The 12408-nt window shown below is 70.9% G+C and carries 11 protein-coding genes; 8 read left to right on the forward strand and 3 right to left on the reverse strand.

Annotated features, from left to right (window positions below):
* Positions 1–103 precede the first annotated feature (103 nt).
* The 4 genes from VA596_RS18125 to VA596_RS18140 all read left to right on the forward strand — a co-directional run bounded on the left by VA596_RS18125 (position 104) and on the right by VA596_RS18140 (position 3559).
* Positions 104–1141 carry a FecCD family ABC transporter permease gene (locus VA596_RS18125; protein ID WP_323328604.1) on the forward strand — a complete coding sequence of 346 codons (1038 nt, stop codon included), beginning with the start codon at positions 104–106 and terminating at the stop codon, positions 1139–1141.
* 1 nt (position 1142) lies between these two features.
* Complete coding sequence (locus tag VA596_RS18130; RefSeq protein WP_323328606.1) at positions 1143–2192, forward strand: FecCD family ABC transporter permease; 1050 nt, start codon at positions 1143–1145, stop codon at positions 2190–2192.
* Positions 2193–2196: 4 nt separating this feature from the next.
* Entirely contained in the window at positions 2197–3000 is an 804-nt protein-coding gene (locus tag VA596_RS18135) for an ABC transporter ATP-binding protein (RefSeq protein ID WP_323328608.1), read from the forward strand.
* A gap of 73 nt (positions 3001–3073) precedes the next feature.
* Positions 3074–3559: a DinB family protein gene (locus tag VA596_RS18140; protein WP_323328610.1), complete on the forward strand. Its 486-nt coding sequence runs from the start codon at positions 3074–3076 to the stop codon at positions 3557–3559.
* On the opposite strand, the gene VA596_RS18145 is transcribed toward VA596_RS18140, so the two are convergent.
* On the reverse strand, positions 3546–4859 hold the full coding sequence (locus VA596_RS18145) for a lysine N(6)-hydroxylase/L-ornithine N(5)-oxygenase family protein (protein ID WP_323328612.1): 1314 nt from the start codon (positions 4857–4859) through the stop codon (positions 3546–3548). The genes VA596_RS18140 and VA596_RS18145 overlap by 14 nt on opposite strands.
* Positions 4860–4974: 115 nt before the next feature.
* On the opposite strand from VA596_RS18145, the gene VA596_RS18150 reads away from it, so the two are divergent.
* On the forward strand, positions 4975–5919 hold the full coding sequence (locus VA596_RS18150) for a methionyl-tRNA formyltransferase (protein WP_323328614.1): 945 nt from the start codon (positions 4975–4977) through the stop codon (positions 5917–5919).
* Positions 5920–5962: 43 nt separating this feature from the next.
* Here VA596_RS18150 and VA596_RS18155 read toward each other — a convergent pair whose 3' ends face one another.
* Both VA596_RS18155 and VA596_RS18160 read right to left on the reverse strand, forming a co-directional pair.
* The gene (locus VA596_RS18155) at positions 5963–6451 is read right to left on the reverse strand and encodes a GNAT family N-acetyltransferase (RefSeq protein WP_323328616.1); all 489 of its coding nucleotides are present in this window, start codon (positions 6449–6451) and stop codon (positions 5963–5965) included.
* Positions 6448–8085, reverse strand: coding sequence for an ABC-F family ATP-binding cassette domain-containing protein (locus VA596_RS18160; RefSeq protein ID WP_323328618.1), 1638 nt, complete (start codon positions 8083–8085; stop codon positions 6448–6450). Before VA596_RS18160 ends, VA596_RS18155 begins: the two co-directional genes overlap by 4 nt.
* 148 nt (positions 8086–8233) lie before the next feature.
* On the opposite strand from VA596_RS18160, the gene VA596_RS18165 reads away from it, so the two are divergent.
* The 3 genes from VA596_RS18165 (at position 8234) to VA596_RS18175 (ending at position 12304) form a co-directional block, all read left to right on the forward strand.
* Positions 8234–9145, forward strand: coding sequence for a PaaX family transcriptional regulator (locus VA596_RS18165; protein WP_410171893.1), 912 nt, complete (start codon positions 8234–8236; stop codon positions 9143–9145).
* Between the two features lie 2 nt (positions 9146–9147).
* Complete coding sequence (locus tag VA596_RS18170; protein ID WP_323328620.1) at positions 9148–9927, forward strand: enoyl-CoA hydratase/isomerase family protein; 780 nt, start codon at positions 9148–9150, stop codon at positions 9925–9927.
* Positions 9928–10048: 121 nt separating this feature from the next.
* Positions 10049–12304, forward strand: coding sequence for a glycosyl hydrolase family 18 protein (locus VA596_RS18175; RefSeq protein ID WP_323328622.1), 2256 nt, complete (start codon positions 10049–10051; stop codon positions 12302–12304).
* The last annotated feature ends 104 nt before the right edge of the window (positions 12305–12408 follow it).

Consider the following 12408-nt stretch of genomic DNA (forward strand, 5'->3'; position numbering starts at 1 on the left):
CGATCGGGGTGCGAACTTAGGTGAACCTAACAAACCTTGGGTAAGGATGCACTCCTGTACCATCGGTTAGCCTTACCTAAAACGGGTACCAGTCGGAGGTGCGGTGCGAACAGACCCCGGAGGTATCGCTCTCACGCGACGCCCGCCACACACGGGCCGCGCGATCGGTTTCCTCGCCGCCCTCGCGGTCCTCGTTCTGCTGTGCCTGCTGAGCGTCTGGCTGGGTTCGAAGGAGATCTCGTTCGGCGCCGTCTGGCAGGTGCTGTGGCACAACGACGGCTCCGCGGACGCCGTGATCATCCACAGTGTCCGGATGCCGCGGACGCTCCTCGCGGTGCTGGTGGGCGCCGGCCTCGGCCTCGCCGGCTGCGTGATGCAGGCGCTGACGCGCAATCCCCTGGCCGACCCGGGCCTGCTCGGGGTCAGCGCCGGGGCCGCGTTCGCCATCGTGTTCTCGATCACCGTGCTCGGCGTCAGCTCGGCCTACGGCTACATCTGGTTCGCCTTCGCCGGGGCGCTGGCCGCGACGACGGTCGTCTACTTCCTCGGTACGCGCGGCCGGGCCGGGTCCAGCCCGGTGAAGCTCGCGCTCGCCGGGGCCGCCGTCACGGCGTTGCTCGCGTCGTTCACCAGCGCGATGGTGCTGTCGGACCCGGTGGCCCTCAACCGCTACCGCTTCTGGTCCGCAGGCTCCCTCGCCGGCGTCGACAGCTCAGCACTGCTGCAGGTCCTGCCGTTCCTCGTGATCGGCGTGGTGCTGGCGATCGCGAGCGGCCCGGCACTGAACAGCCTCGCCCTCGGCGACGACGTCGCGATCGCGCTCGGCCGCAGGCTCGGCGCGCTGCGGCTGCGCGGCGCGCTGGCGATCACCCTGCTGACCGGCGCGGCCGTCGCCGTCGCCGGGCCGATCGTGTTCCTCGGCCTGATCGTCCCGCACGCGGTGCGGTTCGTCATCGGCCCGGACCACCGCTGGCTGCTGCCCTACACCGCGGTGCTCGCGCCCTGCCTGCTGCTGGCCGCCGACATCCTCGGCCGGATCCTGGCGCGCCCCAGCGAGATCCGGGCCGGTGTGATCGTGGCGTTCCTCGGCGCGCCGTTCTTCATCTACCTGGTCCGCCGTCGCAAGCTCGCGGAGGCGTGACATGGCCTTGCTGCAAGCGCGACGCACCTTCCGGCTGACGACACCGCCGGTGTCGGGCCGCTTCCGGCCGCGGCTGCTGACCGTCTGCCTCGTCCTCGCCGTGCTGACGTTCGTCCTGTTCTGCGTGGGCATGACGATCGGCGACGTCCCGATGAGCGTGTCCGACGTCCTGTCCGGCCTCTTCGGCGGCAGCGACAGCGGAAACGGCTACATCGTGCAGGAACTGCGGCTGCCCCGCGCCCTCACCGGGCTGCTGGCCGGCATCGCGTTCGGCGCGTCCGGCGCGGTGTTCCAGACGATCACGCGCAACCCGCTGGCCAGCCCGGACATGATCGGCATCAACGCGGGCGCGGCCACGGCCGTGGTCGCCGGGATCTCGTTCGGCTTCGGCGGCGGCCTCGGCACGACCACGCTCGGCCTGTTCGGCGGGCTCTTCACCGCCCTGCTGGTGTACGCGCTCGCGTGGCGGCGCGGCACGACCGGCTACCGGATCCTGCTGGTGGGCATCGGGATCTTCGCGATGTGCACCAGCCTGACCGACTACCTGCTCAGCCGGGCGCAGATCACCGAGGCCCAAGCCGCGATCGGCTGGATGGTCGGCAACCTCGCCAACCGCGGCTGGGAGCACGTGATCCCGCTGCTGTGCGCACTGCTGGTGCTGCTGCCGGTGGTGCTGGCGCTGTCGCGGTGGATGAGCACGCTGCTGCTCGGCGACGACGTGGCGGCCGGGCTCGGCACGCCGGTGCAGCCGGTGCGGCTGGGGTTGCTGCTGGCCGGCGCGGGGCTGGTCGCGTTCGCGACGGCGTCGGCGGGCCCGATCTCGTTCGTCGCCCTGACGGCACCGCAGATCGCGCAGCGGCTGGCGCGGCTGTCGTCCCCGCCGATCACGGCGTCCGCGCTCACCGGCGCGGTCGTGGTGCTGGGCAGCGACATCATCGCGCGCGAGATCACCGCGTCCGCGCTGCCGGTCGGCATCGTCACCGGCGTCCTCGGCGCCCCGCTCCTGCTCTGGCTGCTGGCCAGGGCCAACCGATCCGGCTCCGGAGGCTGAGCACATGACACCGTCCCTGCGAGTGCAGGACCTCCGGGTCGCCTACGACGACCGGGTCGTCATCGACGGCCTCGACCTCGACGTCCCGCCGGGTGAGATCACGGCGATCATCGGCGCCAACGCCTGCGGGAAGTCGACGCTGCTGCGCACCATCGCCCGGCTGCTCACCCCGAAGTCCGGCGGGGTGTTCCTCGACGGCCGGTCCATCCACGACCTGCCGACCCGCGAAGTCGCCCAGCGCCTCGGCATCCTCCCGCAGTCCCCGGTGGCGCCGGAGGGCATGACGGTGGCCGACCTCGTCGGCCGCGGCCGCGCGCCGCACCAGAGCTGGTGGCGCCAGTGGTCCACTTCGGACGAAGGCGCGGTGCACGACGCGCTGGCGGCCACCGGGATGACCGAGCTGGCCGACCGGCCCGTGGACGAGCTGTCCGGCGGCCAGCGCCAGCGCGCGTGGATCGCGATGGCCGTCGCGCAGGGCACGCCGGTGCTGCTGCTGGACGAGCCGACGACCTACCTGGACCTGGCGCACCAGATCGACGTGCTCGACCTGGTCGTCGACCTCAACCGCGACGAGGGCCGCACGGTGGTGATGGTGCTGCACGACCTGCCGCAGGCCTGCCGCTACGCCGACCACGTGATCGCGATGAAGGCCGGCCGGATCGCCGCCTCGGGCAAGCCGGTCGAGGTGATCACCGAGGAGCTGGTCGAAGAGGTCTTCGACGTCCGCTGCCGGATCACCCCGGACCCGGTGAGCGGGACACCGATGGTGATCCCGATCAGCCGCCACCACCCGGCGCCGCTCGACTAGCGCTATCCTGGGCTCGGCCCGCCTCGTGACGTCCCGGGGTCCGTCCGGCCACTCCCCTCCAGGAAGCAGAGCCATGTTCGTGCTGCCCGAAAAGACCACCGGCCCCGAGCGTTCCCTGCTCGAGGCGATGCTCGACCGCAACCGGCTCGCGCTCGTCGAGACCGCGCGGGGCCTGTCCGAAGCCGACGCCCGGCGGCGGCTGGTCTCGTCCCTGACCACGCCGATCGGGTTGGTCAAGCACGCCGCCGTCGCCGAACGCCGCTGGTTCCAGCGGCTCGTGCTCGGCCTGGACGAAGCCGAGTGCGACGGTCACGCGACCCCTGGCGACGCCGGGTTCGCCGTCTCGGACGACGAGACGCTGGCGGACGTGATCGCCGAGTACGAGCGGACCAGCACCCGCTCACGCGAGATCGCGGCCCGCTTCGAACTCGGCGACACGTGGACGCACCCGGTCGTCGGCGAGGTCAGCCTCCGGTTCGTCTACCTGTTCCTGATCGAGGAGTTCGCCCGGCACGCCGGGCACGGCGACATCCTCCGGGAGCAGCTCACCGCGCGCTGACCGCGTACTCCCCCTGCCGCGGCAGCGGCGCCGCCCGCCGGTCCACAATGGACTGCAGGATCTCGCCCACGCGCACCGCGGTGTTGGACAGCAGCGACGACGTGATGCCGTGCGTGTGCTCGGTGCCGCCCTGCAGGTAAATCCCGCCGCGCAGGGGGGACTCCGTCGTGAGCCGGTAGTCGCGCTCCACGCGCAGGCGGCCTTCGCCGTCGCGCAGGCAGCGTGCGCCCAGCTCGCCCAGCAGCGGGGTCGGGTCCGCCGGCCGGTAGCCCGTCGCGTACACCACCGCGTCGGCCTCCAGCAGCGTCTGCGTACCCGTCGTCAGGGACTCGATCCGCACCGTTCCCGAGTCGTCCACCTCGACCGGGCGCGAGACGTTGAACAGCCGCAGGCGTTCCACGCCCAGCACCTTCTCGCGGTAGACGCGCCGGTAGAGCTCGTCGATCAGCTCGACGTCGACGGCCGAGTAGTTCGTCGCGCCGTGGTAGCGCATCAGGCGGTCCTTGACCAGCTCGCCCGCGCGGTAGAACTGGTCGACGGCCTCCGGGTCGAAGATCCGGTTGGCGAAGGAACTGTCGTCGGCCGGGCTGTAGCCGTAGCGCGCGAACACCGCGCAGATCTCGGTGTGCGGGAACTCGTCGTGCAGCAGCGCGGCGACCTCGGCGGCGCTCTGCCCGGCGCCGACCACGACGAACCGCTTCGGCTCGGTGGCGCGCAGGCGTTCGACGCGGAAGAGCAGCTCGCTGTTGTGCCAGATCCGCTCGCCCGCGGTGACGCCCTCGGGCAGCTGCGGCCGCAAACCGGTGCCCATCACCAGGTTCCGGGCCCGGAGCGAACTGCCGTCGGAGGTCTCGACGTCGAAGAACTCGACCGCGTCGCCGTCGTGGACCGGCTTCACGGACACGACTTCGGTGCCGTACGAGACGACGTCGTCGACCTTCGCGGCCGCCCACTCGAAGTAGTCGTGGAACTCGACGCGCAGCGGGAACAGGTTCTTGTGGTTGATGAAGTCCACGAGCCGCCCGGCCGCGTGCAGGTAGTTCAGGAAGCTGAACTCGCTGGTCGGGTTCCGCATGGTGACCAGGTCCTTGAGGAAGGAGACCTGCATGGTCGCGGTGTCGATCAGCATCCCGCGGTGCCAGCCGAAGCGGGGCTGGCGCTCCAGGAAGTGCGCGGTCACCGGCTCCCCCTGCCCGGCGTTGTGCTCGGCCAGCGCGATCGCGAGGGCCAGGTTCGAAGGCCCGAAACCCACCCCGACGACGTCGTAGATCGGGACCTGTTCGCCGGCCTCTGCAGTCATGTCGCTCCCTCGCACACTCCGGTAACGTTCAGGGAACCCTAACCTAACTTAGGCGAGCCTCGCCTAGTACGTTCGTGGTGATGTTCGTCCCCCGACTACGGAAAGGCACTCTCGAATGCGCGTGGCGATGTTCGGCTACCAGACCTGGGGGCACCGGACCCTCCAAGCGCTCATCGACGCGGGTCACGAGGTCGCACTGGTGGTCACGCACCCGAAGAGCGACCACGCGTACGAGCGGATCTGGGCCGACTCCGTCGCCGATCTGGCCGAGGAGAACGGCATCCGCGTCCTGCTCCGCAACCGCCCGGACGACGACGAGCTGCTGGCCGAGCTGAAGACGGCCGACCTCGACCTGATCGTGGCGAACAACTGGCGCACCTGGCTGCCGCCGGAGATCTTCGACCTGCCGCGCCACGGCACCCTCAACATCCACGACTCGCTGCTGCCGTCCTACGCGGGGTTCTCCCCGCTGATCTGGGCGCTGATCAACGGCGAGCCCGAGGTCGGCGTCACCGCCCACATGATGGACGGCGAGCTGGACGCGGGCGACATCGTGCTGCAGCGCGCGATCCCGGTCGGCCCGGCCGACACGACGACGGACCTGTTCCACCGCACCGTGGATCTCATCGCGCCGATCACCGCCGAGGCGATCCGGCTCATCGAGACGGGCTACACGCCGGTGCCGCAGGACCGCTCGAAGGCCAGCTTCTTCCACAAGCGCGCCGCGCGCGACAGCCTGATCGACTGGACGTCACCGGTCGAGGACATCGAGCGGCTGGTGCGCGCCCAGTCCGACCCGTACCCGAACGCGTTCGCCTACCACCGCGGCGACCAGCTGCGGATCACGAAGGCGTCGGTCTCGCAGGGCCACTACGGCGGAACCCCGGGCCGCGTCTTCATCAAGGAGGGTGACGGCGTGGTGATCGTGGCAGGCCCGGGTGCCCGGCGCGGCCAGTCCCCCGGCCTCCTGGTGGAGCGGGTCCGCACGGCCGACGGCACCGAGCTGCCAGCGGCGGAGTACTTCACGACCATGGGCGGGTACCTCACCGACCGTCCCTGACACTGTGGCCGGGTCGTGAGTGTTTAGAAGGGTTCTAACCCTCCTAAACACTCACGACCTTGACCATGGTGTCGGAGTCCGCCGAACCCGCGCCGACGACCTCGTAGCCCTCCGCCAGGTACAGCCGCTGCGCGAAGTTCTTCCGTTCGACGCTCAGGCTGATCCGCTCGATGCCCGCCGTACGAGCCCGGTCCTCGACGGCCCGCATCAGCGCACGGCCGACGCCCCGCCCGCGCCGAGCGGCCACCACGCCGAGGGACAACTCGGGGACGTCGGCGGCGACGAACCCGTACCCCGGGTCGTCCGCCGTGAAGAAACGCAGCCAAGCCGCCCCGACGGATGCGCCGTCCACCTCGGCGACCACGCCCAGGTCGCCGTCCAACGGCCACCCGGTGACGTAGTGCGCGGTGTTCGGCGCGGCCAGCACCCGCCGCTTGCTCTTGCGCTTCCACTCGGGCGACCAGTTCACCGCCTCGACGAGCATGTCGGCCAGGAAGTCGGCGTCCTCGCGAGTCGCCTCGCGGAGGATCACAGCTCGCGGACCTTGCCGTCGCCGACCTCGAACCGGCGCGTGACGTGCACCGCGTCGAGCATCCGGCGGTCGTGCGTCACCAGCAGCAGCGTGCCCGGGTAGCGGTCGAGCGCCGCCTCGAGCTGCTCGATCGCGGGCAGGTCGAGGTGGTTGGTCGGCTCGTCGAGCACCAGCAGGTTGACGCCGCGGGCCTGCAGCAGCGCCAGGGCCGCGCGGGTCCGCTCCCCCGGCGACAGCGTCGCGGCGGACCGCAGCACGTGCGCGGCCTTGAGCCCGAACTTCGCCAGTAGCGTCCGGACCTCGGCGTCGGGCAGCTCCGGGACCAGCCGCGCGAAGGCGTCCGCGAGCGGGACGTCGTCGAGGAACAGGCGGCGCGCCTGGTCGACCTCGCCGACCACGACGCCGGAGCCGAGCGCCGCGGTGCCTTCGTCCGGGGCGAGCCGTCCGAGCATCAGCGCGAGCAGGGTCGACTTCCCGGCGCCGTTCGCGCCCGTGATGGCGATCTTGTCCGCCCAGTCCACCTGCAGGTCGACCGGCCCGAGGGTGAACCCGCCGCGCCGGACGACCGCGCCGCGCAGGGTGGCGACGACCGCGCCCGCGCGCGGGGCCGCGGCGATCTCCATCCGCAGCTCCCACTCCTTGCGGGGCTCTTCGACGACGTCGAGGCGCTCGATCATCCGCTCGGTCTGCCGTGCCTTCGACGCCTGCTTCTCGGTGGCCTCGCTGCGGAACTTGCGGCCGATCTTGTCGTTGTCGGGCGCCTTGCGGCGGGCGTTCTTGACGCCCTTCTCCATCCAGCCGCGCTGCATCCGCCCGCGCGCCTCGAGCGCGGCCTTGGTGCCGGCGAACTCCTCGTAGTCCTCGCGGGCGTGCCGCCGGGCGACCTCGCGCTCCTCCAGGTAGGCCTCGTAGCCGCCGCCGTAGGTGTTGACCTGCTGCTGGGCCAGGTCCAGCTCGACGACCCGGTCGACCGTGCGGGCCAGGAACTCGCGGTCGTGGCTGACCAGGACCGTCGCCGACCGCAGGCCGGTGACGAACCGCTCCAGCCGCGCGAGGCCGTCCAGGTCGAGGTCGTTGGTCGGCTCGTCGAGCAGGAAGACGTCGTAGCGGCTCAGCAGCAGCGACGCCAGGCCGGCGCGCGCGGCCTGGCCGCCCGAGAGCGACGTCATCAGCTGGTCGAGGTCGACGTCCAGGCCGAGGTCGGCGGCCACCTCCCCGGCGCGGTCGTCGAGGTCCGCGCCGCCGAGGTCGAGCCAGCGGTCGAGCGCGGTCGCGTACCGGTCGTCCGAGCCGTCCTCGCCCGCGGTGAGCGCTTCGGTGGCCCGATCGAGATCGGCCTGCGCCGCCGAGACGCCGGTCCGGCGCGCCAGGAACGCCCGCACCGACTCGCCTTCCCGGCGTTCCGGCTCCTGCGGCAGGTGCCCGACGGTGGCGGTCGGCGGGTTCAGCCGGACCTCGCCGTCGTCCGGCTTGGCCAGGCCGGCCAGGGTCCGCAGCAGCGTCGACTTGCCGGCGCCGTTGACGCCGACCAGGCCGACGACGTCACCCGGCGCGACCACCAGATCGAGCCCGGAGAAGAGGAGGCGATCGCCGTGGCCCGCGGCCAGGTCCTTCGCGACGAGAGTTGCGCTCATGAGGTAGCCGAGTCTACGGGCACGTGGTGAACTGTCAGATCATGGTCAAATGACACCGACTGTGTGTGTCCGGTGGCGCTTTGATCACTCAGTGTGGGTAACCTGTTTGGTTGTCAGTCCCCGCAGCAGTGAGGTCGGTGAACATCGAATGGGCGAGCCCGCTTCCCCGGTCACCCTCGGCCGCAGGCCGAAGGCGAGGGAAGGCCGCGTGCCGGCGCCCCGGCCGACGGTCAGCCGCCGTCGCGAGGTCAGCCACGCGAGCGCGCGCTCGCTCCTGATGACCGTGCTCGGCGAGTACGCGCTACCCCGCGACAAGCCGGTCTGGACGTCGATGCTGGTCGAGGTGCTCGGCATCCTGGACATCGAGGAGAAGTCGGCGCGGCAGGCGCTGGCCCGCTCCGCCGCCGAGGGCTGGGTCGTCTCCGAACGCGTCGGGCGCCGCGTGCGCTGGTCGCTGACGCCGCCGGGCCGCCGTCTCCTGACCGAGGGCGCCGACCGGATCTACGCGTTCGGCCGCGAAGAGCGCCCGTGGAACGGGCAGTGGCTGATGCTGATCGTGTCCGTGCCGGAGGCCAAGCGCGACCTGCGCCACCGGCTGCGCACCCGCCTGACCTGGGCGGGCTTCGGCTCGCCGGTCGCCGGCGTCTGGGTCAGCCCGGACCTGAGCCGCCAGCGCGAGGCCCAGCAGATCGTCACCGACCTGGGCCTCGAGGCGCAGGCCATGTCGTTCACCTCGACCTACGGCGAGGTCGGCGACCAGGAGACGATGGTCGCCCGATCGTGGGACCTCACCGAGCTGAAGGACCGCTACGAGGACTTCATCGACCGCTTCACCGGCCTGAACCCGACGGGCGGCCGCGCGGTGCTGCGGGCGCAGACCGAGCTCGTCCACGAGTGGCGGCGGTTCCCGTTCCTCGACCCGCAGCTGCCCGCCGAGCTCCTCCCGGCGAAGTGGAGCGGGACGAAAGCCGGTGAACTGTTCCATCACAAACACGTCGACTGGCGGCCCGACGCCCAGCAGTATTGGGACGACATCGTCGAAGCCGAAGAAGCAGGGTGAGCATGACCGACCAGGTCCGCCTCGACCACGACGGCGGGCTCGCCGTCCTGACCATCGACGCACCGCCGTTGAACCTCTACACGGCTTCCCTGCAAGCCGACCTCGCCGCCGCCATCGGCACGCTGGAGGACACCCCCGCGCGGGCGCTGCTGATCCGCGCCGAGGGCAAGATCGTCAGCGGCGGCGTGGACGTCTCGCTGTTCGACGCCCAGGGCTCGCCCGCCGAGGCCAAGGTGCTGTTCGACGAGATGCTCGCGGTGCCCGACCGGATCGCCGCGCTGCCGTTCCCGACCGTGTTCGCCGCGCACGGCCTGTGCCTGACCTGGGCGTTCGAGGTCGCGGTGGCCTGCGACCTCATCCTGGCCGCGCCGCGCGCGAAGTTCGGGCTGGTCGAGAAGGTCGTCGGCCTGACGCCGACCATGGGTGGCACGCAGCGGCTCGCCGCGCGGGCGGGTGTCGGGCGCGCCAAGGAGTTCGTCATGACCGGTGACACCTACGACGCGGCGACGATGGAGCGCTGGAACGTCGTCAACCGCGTCCTGCCGGACGAGGACTTCGACGCCGCGGCCCGGGCGTTCGCCGCTCGCCTGGCCGAGGGCCCGACCCGCGCGCACGCCGCGACCAAGCGCGTCCTCGACCACTTCTCCGCCGGTGGCGTCCCGGAGGCCAACGCGCACATCACGACGATCGCGGCTTCGCTGTTCGAGACTGAAGACCTGCGGGGTGCCGTGAAGTCGTTCCTCACGGACGGGCCTGGCAAGGCGACGTTCTCGGGTCGTTAACAGTCCGTTCGGACAACGGTTGCCGCCGTTCGGGCGTGCGTGGATCTCCGGGCACCGGGTTACATTCGGATGTGGTCTAGACCATCACATTCGTCTGCTTCGTGTCGCTTGGAGAACCGCCATGAGACGCACTCCCGTACGACTACGCTCCGCGCTCGCCGCCTTCCTGATAGCCGCGGGCGGCGTCGCGGCGCTGGCCCCGCCCGCCGCCGCGGCCGGTTCGCTGACCGCGACGCTCGCGCTGAGCGGCACGACCGGCACCTACACCGTCGCCAACACCGGAACCGCGTCGGTGAGCAACTGGGCGATCACCTTCACGCTGCCCGCCGGCGTCACCGCCAGTACCGGCGACAACGGCACCGTGACGCAGAACGGCACCCAGGTCACGCTGACCCCGGCGTACTACATCGCGACGCTGGCGCCGGGCCGCACCACCTACCCGTACAGCCCGACGTTCCGGCTCAGCGCGGCCGCGACGCCGACCCAGTGCCGCGTCGACAACGCCAACTGCGACGGTTCACCGGACACGCCACCGAGCGCGCCGGCCAATCTGCACCTGGTCGCGAAGACGACGACCACCGCGGCGCTGGCCTGGAACGCGTCCACCGCCGGCTCGTTGCCGGTCACGGGTTATGACGTCTATCAGGGCGCGACCCTGGCCGCCTCGGTGACCGGCACCAGTGCCACGATCAGCGGGCTGACGCCGAACACGGCCTACTCGTTCACGGTGAAGGCCAAGGACTCCAAGGGCACCGCGTCGCCCGCGAGCGCCGCCCTCGCAGTCACGACGAACAACCCGGCGAACGACACGCAGGCACCCACCGTGCCGACCGGGCTGCGGTCGACGTCGGCCGACGCGACCTCGGTGTCGCTGACGTGGACCGCGTCCACCGACAACACCGGCGTCGTCAGCTACGACGTCTACCGGGGTACTGCTCTGGCCACCACGGTGACGACGACGTCCGCCGTGGTGACCGGGCTGGCACCGTCCACTTCGTACACGTTCACCGTCCGCGCGCGGGACGGCTACGACAACGTGTCCGCGGCGAGCGCCGCCGTCACCGCGAAGACCGGCGACATCGTGTCCGGCTACGCGAAGGTCGGCTACTTCGTGCAGTGGGGCATCTACGGGCGCCAGTACTTCGTGAAGAATCTCGAGACGACCGGCGCGGCGGCGAAGCTGACGCACCTGCTGTACGCGTTCGAGAACATCGACCCGGTGAACCTGACGTGCCTCTCCGGCGTCACCAAGGGCACCACGGCGAACCCGCAGGACCCGAGCCAGGGTGACGGCGCCGGCGACGCCGAGGCCGACTACTCGCGACCGTTCGCGGCGGCCCAGTCCGTCGACGGCGTGGCCGACACCGGCTGGGAGGCGCTGCGCGGCAACTTCAACCAGCTCAAGAAGCTCAAGGCCAAGCACCCCAACCTGAAGGTGCTGGTTTCCCTGGGCGGCTGGACGTATTCGAAGTACTTCTCGGACGTCGCGGCCACGGACGCGTCGCGCAAGAAGTTCGTCTCGTCGTGCGTCGACACGTGGATCAAGGGCAACCTCGCGTCCTACGGCGGCGCGGGCGGCCCGGGCACCGCGGCCGGGATATTCGACGGCATCGACATCGACTGGGAATGGCCCGGCAGCGCCGACGGTCACCCCGGCAACCACTGGAGCCCGAACGACAAGAACAACCTGACGGCGCTGATGGCCGAGTTCCGCACGCAGCTGGACGCGTACGGCGCGACCACCGGCAAGCGGTACCAGCTGCAGGCCTTCACCCCGGCGGACCCGGCGAAGGTGGCGTCCGGCTGGGACCTGTCGAAGATCTTCAGCTACCTGGACGTCGCGAACGTGCAGGGCTACGACTTCCACGGCTCGGGCAGCGACAACTCGTGGGAGCCGAACCGCACCGGCCACCAGGGCAACCTGTACGCCGACGCGGACGACCCGTACAACTTCCATTTCAGCGCCGAAGCGGCGATCAACGCGTACACGAACGCCGGCGTAGATCCACGGCGGCTGACGCTCGGGCTGGCGTTCTACGGCCGGGGCTGGCAGGGCGTCGCGGACGGCGGGAAGCACGGCGAATGGCAGTCGGCGACCGGCGCGGCGCCAGGGCAGTTCGCCGAGGAAGCGGGCACGCGCGGGTATTCGAACCTGATCGCGAGTGTCCCCGGGTGCACGGTCTACCACGACACGGCGGCCGTCGCGACGTCGTGCTACACGGGCAACGGCGGCCAGTGGTGGACGTTCGACGACGCGTGGTCCATCGCGGCGAAGACGACCTGGCTGAAGTCCCGCGGCCTGCTCGGCGTGATGGCGTGGGAGATGTCGGGTGACACCGGGACGTTGATGAACGCGGTCAGCGCGGGTCTCGGCTAGCGGCACGGCAATTCAGCCCGCTGAACGGAAAACACCTTCCGTTCAGCGGGCTGAACATTTCGCTGTTTCTTTCCTTCACGACACGAAGAAAGGCTTTCCGCACC

The organism is Amycolatopsis heterodermiae, from assembly GCF_034929455.1.
GTDB lineage: Bacteria > Actinomycetota > Actinomycetes > Mycobacteriales > Pseudonocardiaceae > Amycolatopsis > Amycolatopsis heterodermiae.